Origin of the sequence: Sphingomonas yunnanensis, assembly GCF_019898765.1 — a bacterium.
Lineage (GTDB): Bacteria > Pseudomonadota > Alphaproteobacteria > Sphingomonadales > Sphingomonadaceae > Sphingomonas > Sphingomonas yunnanensis.
This window is the reverse complement of sequence record NZ_JAIOKB010000006.1, coordinates 125,737-145,464: the sequence shown is the minus strand read 5'-3', so window position 1 is coordinate 145,464 and position 19,728 is coordinate 125,737. Positions and strand designations below refer to the sequence as shown.

The window sequence follows — 19,728 nt, the reverse complement described above, 5'->3', positions numbered from 1 at the left end:
GTCGCTTGTGACCGGCCAACGTGGGCGACGCAATCGCTTGCTGGACGCGGCCGCCGCATCTCAGGCATGACGCGACCCATAGGAACGATCAGCGAGAGGAGCGGCGCCATCACTCGACGCCTCGAACATTTCCCCAACCTGGTGACGATGTTCTTCACCCGCGCCGCGGAGAAGGGCGACGCCCCCTTCCTGTGGAGCAAGCGCGACGGCGCGTGGCACGCGACCAGCTGGCGTGAGGCAGCCGAGACGGTGGCGCGGCTCGCCGCCGGGCTGCGCACGATCGGGCTGGAGCGCGGCGACCGCGTGATGCTGGTCAGCGAGAACCGCCCCGAATGGTGCCTGTCCGACCTCGCGATCATGGCGGCGGGCTGCGTGACGGTGCCGACCTACACCACGAACACCGAGCGCGATCACGCCCACGTCATCGAGAACTCCGGCGCCAAGGCGGTGATCGTCTCGACCGACAAGCTCGCCCGGACGCTGATGCCAGCGATCCTGCGCTCGATCCGTCCGCAGATACTGATCGGGATCGATCCGATGCGCCTGGGTCAGACACCGTTTGAGGTGCACGACTGGCGCGCGCTGGTGGAGAAACACCCCGCCGAAGTGGGCGCCGCCGCCGACCGCGCCGCCGCCGAGCTGGGCCGCGCCGACCTGGCCTGCATCATCTACACGTCGGGCACGGGCGGCGCGCCGCGCGGGGTGATGCAGCATCACGGCGCGATCCTGCACAACGTCAACGGCTGCATCGTCATCATCGCCGAGGATTTCGGATGGGACGACGAGGTGTTCCTCTCCTTCCTCCCGCTCAGCCACGCCTATGAGCACAGCGGCGGCCAGCACCTGCCGATCGGGCTCGGCGGGCAGATCTATTATGCCGAGGGGCTGGAGAAGCTCGCCAGCAATATCGAGGAGGTGCGCCCCACGATCATGGTGGTGGTGCCGCGCCTCTTCGAGGTGCTGCGGACGCGCATCACCAAGGGGATCGAGAAGCAGGGCGGCACGCCGCAGAAGCTGCTGCGGCTCGCGCTGGACGTCGGCACCAAGCGCTACGAGGGGCGGCTGGGGCTGCGCGACCGCCCCGCCGCGCTGCTCGTCGACACCTTGTTCAAGCGCAAGATCGCGCGCAAGTTCGGCGGCCGGATCAAGGCGATGGTCTCGGGCGGCGCGCCGCTGACGCCGGAGGTGGGCGTGTTCTTCCAGTCGCTCGGCATCTGCTTCCTGCAGGGCTATGGCCAGACCGAGGCAGCGCCGGTGATCTCGTGCAACCGCCCCTCCGCCGGGCTGCGGATGGACTCGGTCGGACCGCCGCTCGCAGAGACCGAGGTGCGGATCGCCGCGGACGGCGAGATCCTGGTGCGTGGCGAGCTGGTGATGCACGGCTATTGGCGCAACGAGGCCGAGACCGCGCGCGTGCTCCAGGACGGCTGGCTCCACACCGGCGACATCGGCGAGCTCGACGAGCGCGGCCGGATCAGGATCACGGATCGCAAGAAAGACCTGATCATCAACGACAAGGGCGACAATGTCGCGCCCCAGAAGGTGGAGGGCATGCTGACGCTGCAGCCCGAGATCGGCCAGGCGATGATCTACGGCGACCGCCGCCCGCACATGGTGGCGGTGCTGGTGCCCGATCCGGAATGGACCTTCGACTGGGCGCGCGCGCAGGGGCGCCGCGATCCGGTGACGCCGGACGATCCGGCCTATCGCGCCGCGCTCCAGGCGGCGGTGGACCGCACCAACAAGGACCTGTCGGTGACCGAGCGCGTGCGCCGCTGGATCGTCGCGGACGCGCCGTTCACGATCGAGAACGAGCAGCTCACCCCCAGCCTCAAGATCCGCCGCCACGTGCTGCGCCAGGTCTATGGCGCGCGGCTGGACGCGCTGTACGGCGGCTAGCGGTAGAGGAGCCGGCATCGCTATTGGCTTAGAGAACCGTTGATCCTCCCCTGGAAGGGGAGGTGGCACGCCGCAGGCGTGACGGAGGGGTGACCCGCTCGACGGAAGGCGCGACACACACCACCGGCGACACCCCTCCGACGCGCTGCGCGCGCCACCTCACCTGACAGGAGAGGAGAGGTTAGGCGCAATATGGCCTGACGCGGGCGCCCAGAGGTGCCGCGGCGGAAGCCGGGGCCCAGTTGGAACATCTGTCGTGTGTCTCACCGGCGTCTCCCAACTGGGCCCCGGCTTTCGCCGGGGAACTTAGGGGGCCGAGATCGGGCTACTTTGCCGGCGCGGCCTGGAGCGGCGATCCGGCCGGCGTCGCCGCCCCCGCCCCGCCCGCGGCCGCCTTGGGCACCACCGCCATCGTCCAGTCCTTGTCCGGCCGCAGATACTTGGCCGCGCTCGCCTGGAGCGCCTCGGGCGTAATGCCGGTCATGTCGCCGATCAGGCTCTGGCTCGCCTCGATCCGCTTGGGATCGAACGTACCGCCCGAGGTCTGGATCAGCCAGAACTGGTTCCCCGACGAGGCGCGCGCCATATATTGCAGCATCGGCACGATCGTGCGGCGCAGCTCGTCGGCGCTGATCGGGGTCGACACCAGCTCGGCCGCGATCTGGCGCGACAGCTGGAAGAACAAGGGCACCTTGTCGGGCGCCACCTTACCCACCGCGATCAGCCGGCCGCCGCCGGGCAGCCCGACCGGCCACTGGCTCTGCGCGCTCGGCGAGTAGCTCGCCCCCGCCACCGAGCGCAGCCGGTCGAACAGCCGGTCCGCGAACACCGAGGCCAGCACGTCGAGCCGGCGCTGCTCGGCGTGGTCGGCCGAGCCGCCCCCGGTCGGCCAGGCGATCACCGCCGCGGCCTGGTTGTCGTCGCCGTCATGGGTGCGCATCACCGGCGTGGCGTTGTGCGCGGGGAAGCGCACCGGCGCGCCCGTTCCCTCATCCGCGCGGCGCGGCTTGAGCGCGCCGAAGCTCTTGCCGATCGCGGCGATCGCCTCGTCGGCCTTGACGTCGCCGAATACGTCCACCTCGATCGGCCCGGTCGCCAGCAGCGGCTGCCAAAGCTTCTTGAAGTCGCGCGCGTTGAGCGCCTGGATCTGCGCCAGCGTCGGCATGCCCCAGCGCGGGTCGCCGTCGCGCAGCAGCCCCTCGAGGTCGCGCGCCAGCACGCCGTCGGGCGAGGAGTTCAGCCCGGCATAGCCGGTCAGCATCGCCGCGCGCGCGCGCGTCACCGGCGCGCCGTCCCAGCGCGGCGCGGCGAGCTTGGCCGCCATCAGCGTGAGATTGTCGGCATAGTCGCTCGGTGTCGTCTGCGCGCCGAGCAGGAAGGAATCGTCGCCGATGTCGAAGTCGAGCCCCATGCGGCGCCCGGTGGTGAGCGAGTCGAGCGCGCCCTGGTCGAGCGAGCCGATCCCGCTCGCGATCAGCGCGGTCTCGCCCGCCCAGGCCGGGGTCGGCCGATCGCCGGGCAGCGCCTGATAGCCGCGCCCGAAGCGCACGCGCAGGTAGACGCGGCCGGTCTCGGACGGATTGGCGTAGATCAGCGCGCGCACGCCGTTGGCGAAGGTCACCTGCTCCATCGGTGGGTCGCCCACCGTGGTGCGCGCGGTCGCCTGGCCGGGCGTGCCGAGCTTGGGCACCTTGGAGAAATCGACCGAGCGCTGCTCGGCGCGCTTGCCCGCCAGCTTGGAGACGTCGGCGGTGAGCGCGGCGGCCAGCTTGGTCGCGGCGCTGGCGTCGGGCGTGCGCGTGTTGAGCAGCGCGCGCTGGACGTCGCCCTTGAACAGCCGGTTGGTCGATTCGACCATCGCCGCGGGCGTGAACATGCCGTTGGTGCGCGCTGCCTGCAGGATGTCGTAGCTGGTCTTCGGGCCTGCCACGGTCTCGCGGATGTCGAGCGCGTTGACCATGTCGTCGGCCTGCTTGGCGCCGGCCTCGACGCGCGCGGTGTCGACGTCGTTCTTCATCGCGGCGTCGAACTCGGCGAGCTCGCGGTCGACCTCGGCCTGCGTCGGCGGCGTCGCCATCGCGTCCGCCACCACCGCGCGCACGTCCTTGAGCGCCGCCTCCCAGTCGTCGCCGATCGGGATCACGTTGGTGAAGGTGCCGTTGGCCGAGCGCGACACGTCGTCGAGGCTGACCGAGGCCTGGAGGAAGCTTCCCCCGGCGCGCGCGCGCGACTCGAGCCGGCGATTGATCAGCCGAGTCGCGAGGAAGTCGACCAGCCGCTTCTGGTTGAAGATGATCGTGTCGTCGCGATAGACCCAGGGCCGCAGCGTCGCGGTGGCGACCACCGGCGGCAGCGACGGCTCGGCGATCGTCTTGGTCGCGGGCGCCTTGGGATCGGGCTTGCCGAAATCGGGGTCGGCGGGGTCGGCGCCCCTGCCGGTCCAGCTGCCGAAATTCTTCACCACCAGCCGGGCGGCGACGTCGGGATCGATGTCGCCCGAGATGATTACCACCGCGCGCGCCGGACGATACCATCTGTCGTGGAACGCCTGCACCGTCGCGGGCGTGGCCGCTTCCAGCGTCTTGATCGTGCCGATCGGCGAGCGCTCCGCGAGCGGCTGGCCGGCGAAGAAGGTCTGGCGCACCGCGTCGCCGTAGCGCACCTGCGCGCCCGGCGCCTCGCGCTGCTCGGCCAGCACCGCGGGGCGCTCGGCGGCGAGGCCCGCGTCGGTGATCGCAGGCTCGGCCATCATGCCGGCGAAGATCTTGAGGCTCTCGTCGAGCTTGACGTCGGTCGCGCCGGGCAGGTCGAGCTTGTAGACCGTCTGCGTCGGCGTGGTGGAGGCGTTCGAGTCCGAGCCGAAGGTGGCGCCGAAGCGCTGCCACACGCGCTTCGCTTCGCCGTCGGGGACGTAGCGCGAGCCGCGGAAGGAGAGATGCTCGATCAGATGCGCGAAGCCCTGCTCGGCGTCGCTCTCGTACAGCGAGCCCGCGTCGATCCGCACGCGCACCGCCACCTGCCCGGGCGGCACGCCGTTCTTGCGCACCGCGTAGCGCAGCCCGGTCGGCAGCGCGCCGAAATGCCACTCGGGATCGGGCGGGATGTCCGATCCCTTGAACAGCCACGGCGAGGTGTCGACCCGGATCGCCGGCGTCGGGGCCGCGGCGGCGGGCTTGGCGGGAGACGCCGACGCCCGGCGCGCGCGCTGCTGCGCGGGGAGCGGCAGCGACACGGACACGAGCAGGAGGGCGACGAGCGGCTTCGCGAGCACGCGCGCATACGACTTCATAGCCTGGCTTGTAGGGCGGCCGCGGCGCGGCGGCAACTCACGCCGGCGAAACGATCCTTTCCCGTTCCACAGCAAGCCTTTGCCAAGCCGATGCCACGTTTTGGTCTTGATGCGGGTTTAGCCGCTCGATGAGCGAGGAGCGGCGGCGCGGGTGCCGGCGCGACGAGGACGGACCGATGAAGCACGACCGCCGGTTGGCGCAGGCACCGATGTGGCAGGACAGCGGCGATGCGGCCGACGCGGTGCTGGTGCCCGACCTCAACGTGATCTCCGGCGCGCCCGTGCCCGGCGCGGCGATGCGGGCCGAGGCCAACCGGCCGCTGCTGATCCGCGTCGGCAAACACCTGCGCGGCGTGTTCGACCGGCTGATCGCGCGCTCTTCGCTCATTCCCAACGTCCCCGTCCTCGACGTGCGCGACTTCGCCTGGACCGCGCTGCTGCGCGAGCATTGGGAAGCGATCCGCGACGAGGCGCGCGCGGTGGCGCTCGTCGGCAACGCGGCGCCGAGCCTGGCGACGATCTCGCCCGACCATCGCGCCATCGCCGAGGTCAACAAATGGCGCTCCTTCTTCCTGTATGGCTACGGCTATCCGATCCACGACAATCTGGCGCGCTGCCCGCGCACCCGAGAGGTGATCGAGCAGATCCCGGGGCTCAATTCGGCCTTCTTCTCGATCCTCGCGCCGGGGACTCACATCCCCGATCATCGCGGCGTCACCAAGGGGCTGATCACCTGTCACCTCGGGCTGATCGTGCCGCGCGACGGCGACGTGCGGATGCGCGTCGACGACCGCGTCGTACGCTGGGCCGAGGGCGAGACGCTGGTGTTCGACGACACCTATCGTCACGAGGTGTGGAACGACACCGCGGGCACCCGGGTGGTGCTGCTGATCCAGTTCGAGCGCCCGTTGCGCAACCCGGGAAAGTGGGTCGCCGACCTGTTCCTCGGCGCGGTCAAGCGCTCCGCCTTCGTGCAGGAGGCACGCGCCAACGTCGCCAAGTGGAACGCGGCGGTGCAGCAGCTGGACGGGTAACTCCTCCCCGCATGGCGGGGGGGGGGACCGCTCGCCGAAGGCGAGTGGTGGAGGGGGCTCTCCACGCAGCACAACGCTCAGGGAGAGCCCCCTCCACCACGCCGCTGCGCGTCGCGGTCTCCCTCCCCGTGCCGGGGAGGATCTCTTTCCCACAAAACAATCCCTTTCGCCGCGCCCGCTTGATCCCCCACCCGCGAGGCGCCACAAGCCGTGCATGCTGATCGAGACCGAAGCCACGCCGAACCCCGCGACCGTGAAGTTCCTGCCCGGCCGCATCGTGATGGACGCGGGTACGCGCGACTTCGCCACACCCGAGGAAGCCGAGGCCAGCCCGCTCGCCGCGACGCTGTTCGATCTGGGCGACATCACCGGCGTGTTCTTCGGGCGCGACTTCGTCTCGGTCACCGCCGCACCGGGGGTGAGTTGGAGCGAGCTCAAGCCCGACGTGCTCGCGATCCTGATGGACCATTTCACCGCGCAGATGCCGCTGTTCCGCACCGGCGGCGCCGACTTCAGCGTACCCGCCGAGGAAGAGGCGTTCAGCGACGATCCCGCCGACGCCGACATTGTCGCGCAGATCCGCGAGCTGATCGACACCCGGGTCCGTCCCGCGGTCGCCAACGACGGCGGCGACATCGTCTATCGCGGCTTCGACAAGGGTAAGGTGTTCCTGCGGATGCAGGGTGCCTGCTCGGGCTGCCCCTCCTCCACCGCGACGCTGAAGAACGGCATCGAGCAGCTGCTGCGTCACTACGTCCCGGAAGTTACGGAGGTGCGCGCGGTCTGACGCGCGCGCCCGATCGCCTCCCCTCTCCCAACGACAGGACCGCCATGCCCGCGCTCGACGACGCCGCGCTCGACCAGCTGTTCCGCACCGCACGGACCTTCAATCACTATCGCGACGAGCCCGTGCCGGAGGAGACGCTTCACGCGATCTGGGACCTGATGAAGATGGCGCCGACCTCGGCCAACCAGCTGCCCGCACGGCTGGTATGGTGTCTGTCGGACGATGCCAAGGCGCGGCTCGCCGCCGCCTGCTCGGCCACCAACAAGGACAAGGTGCTCGCCGCGCCGGTCAGCGTCGTGATCGGCATGGACACCGAGTTCCACGAGCATCTCCCCACGCTCTTCCCGCACGTCGACGCCAAGAGCTGGTTCGACGGCAATCGCGAGCTGCGCGAGGCCTCGGCCTTCCGCAACTCGTCGCTGCAAGGTGCCTATCTGATCCTGGCGGCGCGCGCGCTCGGGCTCGGCGTGGGGCCGATGTCGGGCTTCGACGGCGGTGCGGTCGACAAGGCTTTCTTCGCCGACGTGCCGAACGTCCGCACCAACTTCATCGCCACACTCGGCTACGGCGACACCGCGACGCTGCACGAGCGGCTGCCGCGTCCGGCCTTCGAGACGTTCAACCGCCTCGCCTGACGTGCGCGATCGACTGCTCGTCATCGACACCGCCACTGCGGCCTGTTCGGTCGCGCTGTTCGAGCGCGAGTGCCTGATCGCGCGCGCGCACGAGGAGGTCGGGCGGGGCCATGCCGAGCGGCTCGTGCCGATGATCGCGGGCCTGCCTGACGGCGGCCGCGCGACACGCATCCTGGTCGACGTCGGTCCCGGCAGCTTCACCGGCATTCGCGTCGGCATCGCGGCGGCGCGCGCGCTGGCGCTGGGCTGGGGCGCGGAGGCGGCGGGCTACGGCGCGCTGGCGCTGATCGCCGCCGCCGCAATGGCCGAAAACACGGATTTTGCGGCTCTTGCGGTGATCGCCGAAGGCGGGCACGGTGAAGTCTTCATGCAGCGTTTCGCTCGCCCGTTCCGGCCGCTCGACGCGCCTCGCTCGCTGACGCCAGCGGCGGCGCTGGCCCAGCTCGACGGTGCCGCGGCGATCGGCACCGGCACGCGCTGGCTCGCCGCGCTCGATTCTACCGTCTCCGATCGCCCCGCGCTGCCCGACGCGGCGCACGCGCTGCTGCTCCCGGCCGGCGAGCGCGCGCTGCCGCCGGCGCCCTTCTACGGTCGCGCACCCGACGCCAAGCCGCCGGCGCCGCGCCTCGCGTCGTGAGCGCGCGCGTGCGGCTGGTCGAGCTCGCCGCCGGGGCCGCTGCCGACGCCGAGGCGATCGACCGCGTGATGGGCGCCGCCTTCGACCCTCGCTACGGCGAGGCATGGACGCGCAGCCAGTGCGTCGGCATCCTGGCGATGCCGGGCGTGTGGCTGACGCTGGCGCGGGTCGAGGGCACGGTGGTCGGCTTCGCGCTGAGCCGCGCGATCATGGACGAGGCCGAGCTGCTGCTGATCGCGGTCGACCCGGCGCACGCGCGCACCGGCATCGGCGCCACCCTGCTGCGCGCGACCGTCGCCGAGTGCCGCGGGCGCGGCGTCAGGCGGCTCCACCTCGAGGTGCGCGCCAACAATCCCGCGGTGGCGCTCTACGCCGCGCACGGCTTCCGCCGCGCCGGAGTACGTCGCGACTATTACCGCAGCCGCGCGGGTGAGACCTTCGACGCGCACACCTACGCGCTCGCGCTGGAGTGAGCGGCCAGTGACTCGGAGAGATGGAGCGGGTGCCGAGCGCCTCCGTCGCTACGCTATCTCCCGGGAGCAGCTCACTCTGATCACAGCAATTCCCCTTCTTGCGAGTCGCTAGCGCTTTTCGCAACAAGCTGGACGCACTACATGGGTGCGCATGGCCCGTAAGATCGATCTCGAAGCACTCTGTCAGGAGAAGGGGCTGCGCATCACCGAGCAGCGGCGCATCATCGCGCGCGTGCTGTCGGAGGCCGAGGACCACCCTGATGTCGAGAAGGTCTATGCGCGCGCCTCCGCGATCGACCCCGGCATCTCGATCGCGACCGTCTATCGCACCGTGCGGCTGTTCGAGGAGGCCGGCATCCTCGACCGGCACGACTTCGGCGACGGGCGGGCGCGCTACGAACCCTCGCCCGAGGCGCACCACGATCACCTGATCGACGTCGAGAGCGGCCGCGTGATCGAGTTCGTCGATCCCGAGCTCGAGCTTCTGCAGAAGGCGATCGCCGAGCGGCTCGGCTTCCGCCTGGTCGACCATCGCATGGAATTGTACGGCGTCTCGCTCGCCAAAAAGTGAGTCGGGCGGGGTCCTTAGCACCGTTCCCCGGCGGACGCCGAGGCCCAGGTGGGAAGGCAGACGTGTTTCTCGCTGACGATTACCCAACTGGACCCCGGCCTTCGCCGGGGAACATGGAAGAGTGGGCGCTGTCGCTCTTCGCCCGCCCGGCGATCGGGTCGCTCCCCGCGTGATCGCCTACCTCCGTCTCGTCGCGCTCGTCGCCTGGCTGCTGCTCGCGCTGCTGCTCCACGGCCTGTGGCGGCTGGTGCGCGCGCGCTCGCCCTGGCCGCGGCGCTTCCTCGGCGTCTCGGCGCGGCTGTTCGGGGCGCGCGCGCGCGCTCTCGGCACGCCGCTGCGACGCGACGCGGTGCTGCTCGCCAACCATCTCAGCTGGCTCGACATCCTCCTCCTCGCCGGCGTCAGCGGCTGCGCCTTCGTGGCCAAAGCGGAGCTGCGCGCGGCGCCGCTGGTCGGCTGGCTGTGCACGCTCAACCGCACCATCTTTGTCCGCCGCGGCGACCGGCTCGGCATCGCCGACCAGGTCGCCGCCCTGCGCGCCGCGCTCACCCGCGGCCAGCCGGTCGCGATCTTCCCCGAGGGCACGACGAGCGACGGCGCGACGCTGTTGCCGTTCAAGGCCGCGCTGCTCGCCGCGCTCGACCCGCCGCCGCCCGGGCTGATGGTCCAGCCGGTGCGGATCGACTATGAGCCCGCGGCGCGCGACCTCGCCTGGGTCGGTGACGAGCCCGGCACCGCCCACGCGCGCCGCGTGCTGGAACGGCGCGGCAGCTTCGTGGCGACGCTCTCCTTCCTCGAACCCTTCGCTCCCGCCGGCGACCGCAAGGCGATCGCCGCCGAGGCACGCCGCCGCATCCTGGCCGCGGGTAGCGAGACGGGCGCGTTTCCGGTAGAGCGCGCGCCATGTCCGTGACTGCCAAGATCCCGCCCCAGACCTTCCACGTCAAGTCGTTCGGCTGCCAGATGAACGTCTATGACGGCGAGCGCATGGCCGAGCTGATGGCGGCCGAGGGGCTGGTCGGCACCGCGGACGCGGACGCCGCCGACCTGGTGGTGCTCAACACCTGCCATATCCGCGAGAGGGCGACCGAGAAGGTCTATTCGGACATCGGCCGGCTGCGCAAGCGGGCGCGCGAGCGCGGCGCGGACGCCCCGATGATCGCGGTTGCGGGCTGCGTCGCGCAGGCTGAAGGCAACGAGATCGTGCGCCGCGCGAAGGTCGACGTGGTGGTCGGCCCGCAGTCCTACCACAACCTGCCCGGTCTGGTCGCGCGCGCCGCGGCCGGCGAGGCGGCGCTCGACACCGACATGCCGCTCGCGTCCAAGTTCGCGAGCCTGCCCGCGCGGCGCCGCGTCGGCGCGAGCGCCTTCCTCACCGTGCAGGAGGGCTGCGACAAGTTCTGCACTTATTGCGTCGTGCCCTACACGCGCGGTGCCGAGGTAAGCCGCCCGTATGCGGCGATCCTGGACGAGGCGCGCGCGCTGGTCGACGCCGGTGCGCGCGAGATCACGCTGCTGGGGCAGAACGTCAACGCCTGGAGCGACGAGGACGGGCGTGGGCTGCACGACCTGATCGTCGCGCTCGACCGGCTGCCCCGGCTCGCACGGATCCGCTACACCACCAGCCACCCCAACGACATGGCGCAGGGGCTGATCGACGCGCATCGCGACGTCGAGTCGCTGATGCCCTTCCTCCATCTGCCGGTGCAGGCGGGCAGCGACCGCGTGCTGCGCGCGATGAACCGCGCGCACACGGTCGACGGCTATCTGCGCCTGCTCGACCGCGTCCGCGCCGCGCGGCCCGACATCGCCCTGTCGGGCGACTTCATCGTCGGCTTCCCCGGCGAGACCGAGGCCGAGTTCACGGAGACGCTGCGGCTCGTCGACCGGGTCGGCTACGCCCAGGCGTTCAGCTTCAAATATTCGCCGCGCCCGGGCACCCCCGCCGCCGGCCTCGCCGCCCAGGTGCCGGCCGAGATGATGGACGAGCGGCTGCAGCGATTGCAGGCGGCGCTCAACCGCGACCAGGCCGCCTTCAACGCCGACTCGGTAGGGCGGCGCTGCACGCTGCTGATCGAGCGCCGCGGCAAGCTGCCGGGTCAGTGGCTGGGCAAGTCGCCGTGGCTCCAGTCGGTCCATCTCGTCGGCGACCACGCGATCGGCGACCTGGTGGAGGTGACGTTGGCGGCGGCGGGGCCGAACTCGCTCACCGGAGAGGTGGCGCTCCGCGACGCAGCGTGAGGCCGGTCGTGGCGCCGGGGGGGCGTCGCCGCCGTCCCGCGCGTGTCCCGGCGAAGGCCGAGGCCCAGGTGACAGTAGCTACTGAGCCCCATCGCGGCTTTTCCACACGCGCCTCGGCCTGCGCCGGGGCGCGATCGGCTGGCTCAGGACCGCAGCCGCGCCACCACCTTGATCTCGAAGTCGAAGCCCGCCAGCCAAGTCACACCGATCGCCGTCCAGGTCGGATAGGGCGCGGCGCCGAAGACCTCCCCCTTCACCTTCATGATCGTGTCGAACTGCGTCGTCGGATCGGTGTGGAAGGTGGAGACGTCGACCACGTCGTCGAAGCCGAGCCCGGCCGCGGCCAGTACGTTGCCGAGATTGGCGAAGGCGCGCCGCACCTGCGGCTCGAATTCGGGCTCGGGCGAGCCGTCGTCGCGGCTGCCGACCTGGCCGGAGACGAACAGCAGCTCGCCCGCGCGCACAGCGGGCGAATAGCCATGCGCGTCGTAGAGCGCGTGGCGCTGGGGCAGGTCGATGACGTCACGCTGGCTCATCATTTCTCTCCTGTGAGGCGGGCACTGGATGGCGCCCGCCCTTCAACATACACTGTGTAGGTGAGATCATACGCGGCGTATGTCAACTCACATACAGTTCGTATGCGAAAGAGGTGATCCGGGATGGCGGGACGACGCGCCGAGACGACCGAGGCCAATCGCGCGCGACTGCTCGCGGCCGCCCGCGCGGCGTTCGCCGTTCACGGCTTCGCGGGCGCCTCGATGGACGAACTGACCGCCGCGGCGGGACTGACACGCGGTGCACTCTACCACGGCTTCGGCGACAAGAAGGGGCTGCTCGCCGCCGTGGTCGCGCAGGTCGACGGCGAGATGGCGGCGCGTGCGCGGGCGGCGGCGGCGGCCGTCGGTGACGACTGGGAAGCGCTGCTCGCCGAGGCCGCCGCCTATATCGAGATGGCACTCGACCCGGAGGTGCGCCGCATCGTGCTCCTCGACGGTCCTGCCGTGCTCGGCGACCCGTCGCGCTGGCCGAGCCAGAACGCCTGCCTCGCCGAGACTCGGGACACGGTCGCGCGCCTCGTCGCGGCGGGCACGATGCGCGCGGTCGACGTCGAGGCAGCGGCGCGGCTGCTGAGCGGTGCCGCGCTCAACGCTGCGCTGTGGGTGGCCGCGAGCGACGACCAGGCGGTGGCGCTGCCGCGCGCGCTCGACGCCTTCGCGCTGATGGCCGAGGGGCTGCGCGCGCGCTGACCCAAGCCGGCGCGAGGCGCTGGACGCGACCGTCGGGTGCGGCGAGGCTGCGCGGGGTGACCGGCACTCTTCCCCCTACCCTGATGATCCGCTGCCTGCTCGCCGAGCTGCTGGCAGGCGTGGTCGCCGCGCTGACCCCGGTGCTCGGCGCGCGCGTCGAGCGGGTGCTGATCTACCTGCTGCTGTTGCGCCGCACGCTGGACGGCGGTCGTCCGACGCCGGTGCTCGGCGTGGGCGAGACGCTGGCGATGCCGTTCGAGACGGCGCGCCGCCACGTCGCCGCACTCGCCGCGACGGGGCGATGTCGCCGCGTCGCGGGGGGTATGATCACGGCGGGCAGGCCGCTGGAGGACATAGCGCTGTGGCCGAGCCTGGCGCTGGTCCACGACCGCACCGTCGCCCTGATCGAGCGGCTCGCCGCGGCCGCGTTGCTGCCGGAGCTCACCGCGATGTCGGGGCCATATGACTGGGTGCAGGGGCTGCGCGTCACCGCCGATCTCGCGCTCGCGACCGCGGCGGCGGATCAGTCCCGCTGCCCCAAGCCGCTCGACCGGGTGCTGCTCGCCGCGCTGCTGGCCGGCAACGCCGCGACGTTCGTCGCCGATCTCGCGCTGCGCCGCGCCACCGCGCCGCCCCAACAGAACGCGCCGGCGTGGCAGCCGGTGCGCCGCCGCCTCGTCGCGGCGGCGCTCCATCTGCCCGAGGCGACGGTGCGGCGGCGCTTCAACGGCCTGGACGCCGCGGTCGAGGTGACGGCCGCGGGCCTGGTGCTGCGCGCCGACTGGCTCGGCGATGCCGCGGGCGAGGCGGTCGGCGCCGATCTGCACGCCGCGCTGCGGCGCCACCTCGCGCAGCTCGCCCGATACCAGTTCCCGCTCGATGCACCCGCCACGGCGTACCGTCGCGGCACGCCCGCGCCGCTCGATTTCGGTTAGGCGCACGCGCGATTTCGGCTTGTTCGCGGCGTCGTGGCTGCCACACTCGGCGGCGATGCCATTGCGTCACCGCCCCTCGCGCCTATCTCCCGCCTCAACCGGCGCGTCCGTCGCCGTGCAAGGAGCCGCATGAGCCGAAAGCCCGTTCCCGCCCAATCCGGCGAGCGTTCCCGCGTCGAGCTGCTGTTCGACAAGCCCCAGCTGCTCAGCCAGCTGTTCGGCCAATATGACCAGCATCTGGTGGCGCTCGAGAACCGGCTCGGCGTCTATATCACCGCGCGCGGCAACCGCGTCGGGCTGGAGGGTACCGCCGAGCAGGTCGCGCTCGCGCGCGACACGCTCAACGACCTGTACCATCGCATCCAGCGCGGCGAGGAGGTCGACACCGGCCTGGTCGACGCCGCGATCGCGATGGCGGCCGAGCCGGTGCTCGACGGCATCATCCGCGCCGACTCGGGCAGCGGCGCGCCCTCGGTGATGATCCGCACGCGCAAGAAGACGATCGTGCCGCGCACCCCCGCGCAGGCCCATTACATGCGCGAGCTGACCTCGCACGAGATGATCTTCGCGCTCGGCCCGGCGGGCACGGGCAAGACCTATATCGCGGTGGCGCAGGCGGTCTCACAGCTGATCTCGGGCAGCGTGCAGCGGCTGATCCTGTCGCGCCCCGCGGTGGAGGCGGGCGAGAAGCTCGGCTTCCTGCCCGGCGACATGAAGGAGAAGGTCGATCCCTATCTCCGCCCGCTGTACGACGCGCTGCACGACTGCCTCCCCGCCGAGCAGGTCGAGCGGCGCATCGCCAGCGGCGAGATCGAGATCGCGCCGATCGCCTTCATGCGCGGCCGCACGCTGGCCGACGCCTTCGTGATCCTCGACGAGGCGCAGAATACCACCCCGGCGCAGATGAAGATGTTCCTCACCCGCTTCGGCCAGAACAGCCGGATGGTGATCTGCGGGGATCCCAACCAGACCGACCTGCCCGGCGGCGTCGCGGCGAGCGGCTTGGCCGACGCGACCTTCCGGCTGGAGGGCTTGGAGGGCATCTCGCTGTGCCGCTTCACCGCGGGCGACGTGGTGCGGCATCCGATCGTCGGGCGGATCGTGGAGGCCTACGAAGGTAGGGAAGCTTGATGCAGCGGGATATCCATCTTACGTGAGAGGATATCCCGGAGGGTGACGATGGCCTCGCTCTATATCAAGGATTCTGAGACCGCCGCGCTGGCCGACCGCGTCTCTCGACGGCTCGGGACGAGCAAGACCGATGCTGTGAGACGCGCGCTGGTGGCGCTCGAGCGCAGTCTTCCCGAGCGTTCCAGCGTGGCCATACTGATCGCCGACCTCGACGCGTGGCGGCGCGACCATCCGCTGCCGCCCGAAACCGGCGGTCCGGCCGACAAAGCGTTTTACGATCGTCTCTGGGACGAAGCGGACTGATGATCTTCGTCGACGCCTCGGCGCTGGTCGCGATCTGCAAGGCGGAGCCCGATCGACCGGCGCTGCTTGACCGCCTCGTCGATCACGATCGCGCCCTCTGGTCGCCCATGGCATGCTGGGAGGCAGTATCGGCGCTCGCGCATTCGTATAAGCTCCCGATCGCCATCGCCCTCGCCGAGGTTCGACACACCGCTGCCAGGCTGCGGCTGGAGATGGTGGCGATCGCACAGGACGAGCTCGATGCCGCGCTCGCTGCCTATCAGCGCTACGGCAAGGGCACCGGCCACCCCGCCCGGCTCAACATGGGCGATTGTTTCGCTTATGCCTGCGCCACGACGCATCGCGCCGCCCTGCTCTACAAGGGCGACGATTTCTCGCACACGGACCTCGCCTGACATGATCCACGTCGAACTCACCCGCGAGGAGCCCTGGCCCGACGAGACGTGGGAGCAGCGCGCGCTCGCCGCCGCGCGCGCGGCCGTGGCCCACACGCCGCACGGGGAGCTGCTCACCACCCCCGCCGCGGTCGAGGTGAGCGTACGGCTCGCCGACGACGCCGAGGTCCACGCGCTCAACCGCCAGTATCGCGGCAAGGACAAGTCCACCAACGTGCTGTCCTTCCCGATGGTGCAGCCCGACCTGCTCGCCACCGTCAGCCAGAATTCGGACGACGGCGAGCTGCTGCTCGGCGACATCGTGCTGGCGCACGGCGTCTGCGCGCGGGAGGCGGCGGAGCGCGGGATCGCGGTCGGCGATCATTTCACGCACCTTGTGGTGCACGGCACTTTGCATCTGCTAGGCTATGACCACATGACCGACGACGAGGGGGACGCGATGGAGGAGATCGAGCGCGCCGCGCTGGCCGACCTCGGCGTCGCCGACCCCTATCTCATACGCGAGGACTGACGAACGGCGATGGCCGACGACCGAAGTAGCGCCGGTAGCGGCGACCACCATCACGAGCCCGGCATCTGGTCGGGATTGCGCAACCTCATCTTCGGCGAACCGCATGAGGCGACGCTGCGCGAGGTGCTCGAGAAAGCGATCGACCGCTACGAGGAAGACCCGGCGCCCGATCTGAAGGGCGATCTCACCCCGCTCGAGCGCCAGATGGTGCGCAACCTGCTCCATTTCAGCGAGCGCGACGCCGGCGGCATCGGCGTGCCGCGCGCCGACGTCGTGGCGGTGGAGGAGGCGACCAGCTTCGCGCACCTGGTCGAGGTGTTCGCCGAGGCGGGGGTGAGCCGCCTGCCGGTGTATCGCGAGAACCTCGACCACATCATTGGCATGGTCCATATCAAGGACGCGTTCGCGATCCTGGCGCGCGGCGGCGAGCCGCCCGCGACGATAACACCGCTGATCCGACAGCCGCTGTACGTGCCGATGAGCCGCGGCGCGCTCGACCTGCTCGCCGACATGCGCCAGTCGCGGATCCACCTGGCGGTCGTACTCGACGAATATTCCGGCACCGAGGGGCTGGTGACGATCGAAGATCTCATCGAGGAGATCGTCGGCGAGATCGAGGACGAGCATGACGACGCGCCCGAGGTGCTGATCGTCCCACTCGACGGCGGCGCCTGGGAGGTCGACGCCCGTGTCGAGCTGGAGGATGTCGGCGAGACGGTCGACGCGCGGCTCGCCGAGGCGGAGAGCGACGTCGACACGATCGGCGGCCTCGCCGCGGTGCTCGCCGGGCGCGTGCCCGAGGCCGGCGAGTGCGTCGATCACCCGAGCGGATGGCGGATCGAGGTGGTCGACGCCGACTCGCGCCGGATCAACCGCCTGCGACTTCATCCCCCGGTACCCGAGCCGGAGGACGTCGACGCCTGAGGCGGGCCGCGACGAAGCGAGGCCCGACGGGGTTGCCGAGCGGCGCCGGGTTGAGCTAGCGCCGCGGCGACGGTTCGGGGGCGGCGCGCCGCCCCCCACGCGCAACCGACCGAGTAAGCCCTTCGGGTCGCCCGACAGGCAGCTGGGTCGGGGGTCGCCGGCGTGCCCCCCACGTCGGCGACCCAACCCCTTCCCCTTCATCGCTGGCACTCGAGACTGCCGCCGAACTTAACGATTTATTTACCTCGCGGCGTTCTACTCCCGGCACCCCTGCCGTCCGCAGGGATCGGAGGTGTTGGATGGCGTCTCTCCTCGCCGCGCTGCTGCTCCAGGCCACGGCGCCGGCCGCGCCCGCTACTCATGGCGACTGGATCCTCGGCTGCGACAATCAGCACGCCTGCGAGGCGCTGGTCCGCGAGAGCGGCGGCAGCGAGCCGCGGCTGCGGCTGGTGCTGCGGCGCGAGGGCATGGCAATGGCGCCGGCGCGGCTCGACGTGTCGCTTCCCGTCAGCGTCGCGGCGGCCAGCCGGGTCACACTCGCCGTGGACGGGCGACCGCTCGCGCAGCTGATCGCGCCCGGCAGCGGGGGCGGTCTGGCGCTGCCATTCGAGGGCAGGCTCGCCGCGGCGCTGTTGCGCGGCCGACGCGTGACGCTGTTCGCGTCGAAGCGACACGTGCTCGCCGGCGCCTCGCTGGCCGGGCTCGGCGCGACGCTGCGCGCGATGGACGCGGGGCAGGGGCGCGAGGGCAGCGCCGCCGCGATCGCCGCCGTGCCGCCGCTGCCGATCGTCGATCAGCCCGAGGTGACCGGCGAGGCGCCGCGTCGCTTCTCCGCCAGGGACGCGCGCAAGCTGCTCGGCCGCGCCGCCGCGGACTGCGCCGCGGCACGGACCTGGCGGCTCGACACCGCGCACACGCTGCTGGCGCTCGACCCTGATTGTGCCGCGACGCACGGGCTCGCGGCGCTGTACCTGCTGCCGCCGAAGGGACCGGCGATCGCCGCTACGACCGACCGGGCGCCCGCCGCGACCCCGCCGAGCTGGGACCCGGCGCGCCGCCGCCTGGTCAGCGCGCCGGGCCTGCTGCGCCAGGAATATGCCTGGGACGGCGCGCGCTTCCGCCTAGTGCTCGAGCAGCACGACGCCGCCTTGCCGGACGCCAGCGGCGACGAGGACGTGATCACGACCTGGCGCGCCGCGGTGGCGGTACACTGAGGGCCAGAGCTATCCGCCGCGGCGCCTCGATGTACCTTCTCTGACTTTCCACGTGCTCCGGCCAACGTCGGAGCCCAGGGTCACCGAAGCCGACGCCCGCGTCTCTGGGCTCCCCGTGTGCGGCAATACGCTGTAACTTGGCTGACACGGGCGCTAGGCCGTCACCCGCGCGCGGCGGCGCATGCCCTCGGCGCTGGCGAGATGGTGCGCGTGCGTGATCGCCACCGCCAGCGCGTCGGCGGCGTCGGGGCCGGCGAGCTTGGCGCCGGGCAGCAGCACCGCCATCATCGCCTGGATCTGGCGCTTCTCCGCGCCACCCGTGCCGACCACCGCCTTCTTCACCGTGGAGGGGTGATATTCGCCGATCGCCAGCCCCGCCCCCGCCGCGGCGAGCAGCACCACGCCGCGCGCCTGCCCCAGCTTGAGCGTCGACTGCGCGTTGGTGTTGCCCAGCACCTCCTCCACGGCCGCGGAGTCGGGACGCTCGGCGAGGATCACGTCGGTCAGCGCGGCATGGAGGTTGGACAAGCGGCGCGGCAGCGGCATCGAGGGGTCGGTGCGGATCTGCCCGTTGGCGACGTGGCTCAGCCGATTGCCGTCGGCATGGATCACGCCCCAGCCGGTGGTGCCGAGACCGGGGTCGAGCCCGAGGATGATCATCGTCTTAGATCTTCCTCGCACGGCGGGGAGGATCTTGACCTCTCCGGAGCCGGAGAGGCCGTCATCAACCCAGCTTCTCCATCACCGCGTCGGAGACCTCGTAATTGCCCCACACGGTCTGGACGTCGTCGTCGTCGTCGAGCGCGTCGATGAGCTTGAACAGCGTCGCCGCCTCGTCCTCGCCGACCTCGACCATCGTCTGTGGGCGCCACGCCAGCTTGGCGCCCTCCGCCTCGCCCAGCACCGGCTCGAGCGCCTTGGCGACCTCGTGCAGGTCGGCCACCGCGGCCCAGATCTCATGCCCGTCGTCGCTCGAGGTGACATCCTCGGCGCCCGCCTCCAGCGCGGCCTCGAATACCTTCTCGGCGTCGCCCGCGGTCGCGGGATAGGTGATCAGCCCGACGCGGTCGAAGGCGTGGCTTACCGATCCGCTCGCGCCGAGGTTGCCGCCGTTCTTCGACACCGCGGTGCGCACGTTGGTGGCGGTGCGGTTGCGATTGTCGGTCAGCGCCTCGATGATGAGCGACACGCCGCCGGGGCCGAAGCCCTCGTAGCGGATCTCCTCGTAATTCTCGGTGTCGCCCTTGCTCGCCTTGTCGATCGCGCGCTGGATATTGTCCTTGGGCATCGACTGCGCCTTGGCGGCGTTCACCGCGGCGCGCAGCCGCGGGTTCATGTCGGGATCGGGCAGCCCCATCTTCGCCGCCACGGTGATCTCGCGGCTGAGCTTGGAGAACATGCCCGAGCGCTTCTTATCCTGCGCACCCTTGCGGTGCATGATGTTCTTGAATTTGGAATGGCCTGCCATGACTGCCTCTAGCGGGTAATCTCGAGCCCTTATC

General features: G+C 71.1%; 21 protein-coding genes. 17 read left to right on the top strand and 4 right to left on the bottom strand.

Annotated elements, in window-relative coordinates:
* Positions 1-66: 66 nt before the first annotated feature.
* A complete protein-coding gene (locus tag K7957_RS16130) occupies positions 67-1,899 on the top strand; it encodes an AMP-dependent synthetase/ligase (protein ID WP_223013214.1) in 1,833 nt (610 codons plus the stop codon).
* Positions 1,900-2,224: 325 nt separating this feature from the next.
* Here K7957_RS16130 and K7957_RS16125 read toward each other — a convergent pair whose 3' ends face one another.
* Positions 2,225-5,188 (bottom strand): M16 family metallopeptidase, encoded by a 2,964-nt coding sequence (locus K7957_RS16125; protein ID WP_223013212.1) that lies wholly within the window; start codon positions 5,186-5,188, stop codon positions 2,225-2,227.
* A gap of 176 nt (positions 5,189-5,364) precedes the next feature.
* Between K7957_RS16125 and K7957_RS16120 the strand changes: the two genes are divergently transcribed.
* The 8 genes from K7957_RS16120 (at position 5,365) to miaB (ending at position 11,566) form a co-directional block, all read left to right on the top strand.
* A complete protein-coding gene (locus K7957_RS16120) occupies positions 5,365-6,222 on the top strand; it encodes an aspartyl/asparaginyl beta-hydroxylase domain-containing protein (RefSeq protein WP_246617174.1) in 858 nt (285 codons plus the stop codon).
* Positions 6,223-6,436: 214 nt separating this feature from the next.
* A complete protein-coding gene (locus tag K7957_RS16115) occupies positions 6,437-7,009 on the top strand; it encodes a NifU family protein (RefSeq protein WP_223013210.1) in 573 nt (190 codons plus the stop codon).
* A 44-nt stretch (positions 7,010-7,053) separates the two neighbouring features.
* The gene (locus tag K7957_RS16110) at positions 7,054-7,644 is read left to right on the top strand and encodes a malonic semialdehyde reductase (RefSeq protein WP_223013208.1); all 591 of its coding nucleotides are present in this window, start codon (positions 7,054-7,056) and stop codon (positions 7,642-7,644) included.
* 1 nt (position 7,645) lies between these two features.
* Entirely contained in the window at positions 7,646-8,281 is a 636-nt protein-coding gene (gene tsaB / locus K7957_RS16105; protein WP_223013206.1) for a tRNA (adenosine(37)-N6)-threonylcarbamoyltransferase complex dimerization subunit type 1 TsaB, read from the top strand.
* Between the two features lie 8 nt (positions 8,282-8,289).
* Positions 8,290-8,754 (top strand): ribosomal protein S18-alanine N-acetyltransferase, encoded by a 465-nt coding sequence (rimI, locus tag K7957_RS16100; protein WP_343228436.1) that lies wholly within the window; start codon positions 8,290-8,292, stop codon positions 8,752-8,754.
* 151 nt (positions 8,755-8,905) lie between these two features.
* A complete protein-coding gene (locus K7957_RS16095; RefSeq protein ID WP_219755267.1) occupies positions 8,906-9,325 on the top strand; it encodes a Fur family transcriptional regulator in 420 nt (139 codons plus the stop codon).
* 169 nt (positions 9,326-9,494) lie between these two features.
* On the top strand, positions 9,495-10,238 hold the full coding sequence (locus K7957_RS16090) for a lysophospholipid acyltransferase family protein (protein WP_223013203.1): 744 nt from the start codon (positions 9,495-9,497) through the stop codon (positions 10,236-10,238).
* A complete protein-coding gene (gene miaB / locus K7957_RS16085) occupies positions 10,229-11,566 on the top strand; it encodes a tRNA (N6-isopentenyl adenosine(37)-C2)-methylthiotransferase MiaB (RefSeq protein ID WP_223013201.1) in 1,338 nt (445 codons plus the stop codon). The genes K7957_RS16090 and miaB overlap by 10 nt, the downstream gene beginning before the upstream one ends.
* 143 nt (positions 11,567-11,709) lie before the next feature.
* Here miaB and K7957_RS16080 read toward each other — a convergent pair whose 3' ends face one another.
* Positions 11,710-12,102 (bottom strand): RidA family protein, encoded by a 393-nt coding sequence (locus tag K7957_RS16080; RefSeq protein ID WP_223013199.1) that lies wholly within the window; start codon positions 12,100-12,102, stop codon positions 11,710-11,712.
* A 123-nt stretch (positions 12,103-12,225) separates the two neighbouring features.
* Here K7957_RS16080 and K7957_RS16075 point away from each other — a divergent pair, with 123 nt between their 5' ends.
* The 8 genes from K7957_RS16075 to K7957_RS16040 all read left to right on the top strand — a co-directional run bounded on the left by K7957_RS16075 (position 12,226) and on the right by K7957_RS16040 (position 18,226).
* Entirely contained in the window at positions 12,226-12,813 is a 588-nt protein-coding gene (locus tag K7957_RS16075; RefSeq protein ID WP_223013197.1) for a TetR/AcrR family transcriptional regulator, read from the top strand.
* 56 nt (positions 12,814-12,869) lie between these two features.
* Entirely contained in the window at positions 12,870-13,748 is an 879-nt protein-coding gene (locus K7957_RS16070; RefSeq protein ID WP_223013195.1) for a hypothetical protein, read from the top strand.
* Between the two features lie 129 nt (positions 13,749-13,877).
* Positions 13,878-14,879 (top strand): PhoH family protein, encoded by a 1,002-nt coding sequence (locus K7957_RS16065; RefSeq protein WP_223013193.1) that lies wholly within the window; start codon positions 13,878-13,880, stop codon positions 14,877-14,879.
* Positions 14,880-14,927: 48 nt separating this feature from the next.
* Positions 14,928-15,182 carry a type II toxin-antitoxin system VapB family antitoxin gene (locus K7957_RS16060; protein ID WP_223013191.1) on the top strand — a complete coding sequence of 85 codons (255 nt, stop codon included), beginning with the start codon at positions 14,928-14,930 and terminating at the stop codon, positions 15,180-15,182.
* Entirely contained in the window at positions 15,182-15,577 is a 396-nt protein-coding gene (locus tag K7957_RS16055) for a type II toxin-antitoxin system VapC family toxin (RefSeq protein ID WP_246617173.1), read from the top strand. The genes K7957_RS16060 and K7957_RS16055 overlap by 1 nt, the downstream gene beginning before the upstream one ends.
* Before the next feature lies 1 nt (position 15,578).
* Entirely contained in the window at positions 15,579-16,088 is a 510-nt protein-coding gene (gene ybeY, locus K7957_RS16050; protein WP_223013189.1) for an rRNA maturation RNase YbeY, read from the top strand.
* 9 nt (positions 16,089-16,097) lie between these two features.
* Complete coding sequence (locus K7957_RS16045) at positions 16,098-17,012, top strand: hemolysin family protein (RefSeq protein WP_223013187.1); 915 nt, start codon at positions 16,098-16,100, stop codon at positions 17,010-17,012.
* Between the two features lie 299 nt (positions 17,013-17,311).
* The gene (locus tag K7957_RS16040) at positions 17,312-18,226 is read left to right on the top strand and encodes a DUF1176 domain-containing protein (RefSeq protein ID WP_223013185.1); all 915 of its coding nucleotides are present in this window, start codon (positions 17,312-17,314) and stop codon (positions 18,224-18,226) included.
* 153 nt (positions 18,227-18,379) lie between these two features.
* On the opposite strand, the gene ruvC is transcribed toward K7957_RS16040, so the two are convergent.
* Positions 18,380-18,886, bottom strand: a complete 507-nt coding sequence (gene ruvC / locus K7957_RS16035) for a crossover junction endodeoxyribonuclease RuvC (protein WP_223013183.1) — start codon at positions 18,884-18,886, stop codon at positions 18,380-18,382.
* 64 nt (positions 18,887-18,950) lie between these two features.
* Positions 18,951-19,694, bottom strand: coding sequence for a YebC/PmpR family DNA-binding transcriptional regulator (locus K7957_RS16030; RefSeq protein WP_223013181.1), 744 nt, complete (start codon positions 19,692-19,694; stop codon positions 18,951-18,953).
* Positions 19,695-19,728: the final 34 nt, after the last annotated feature.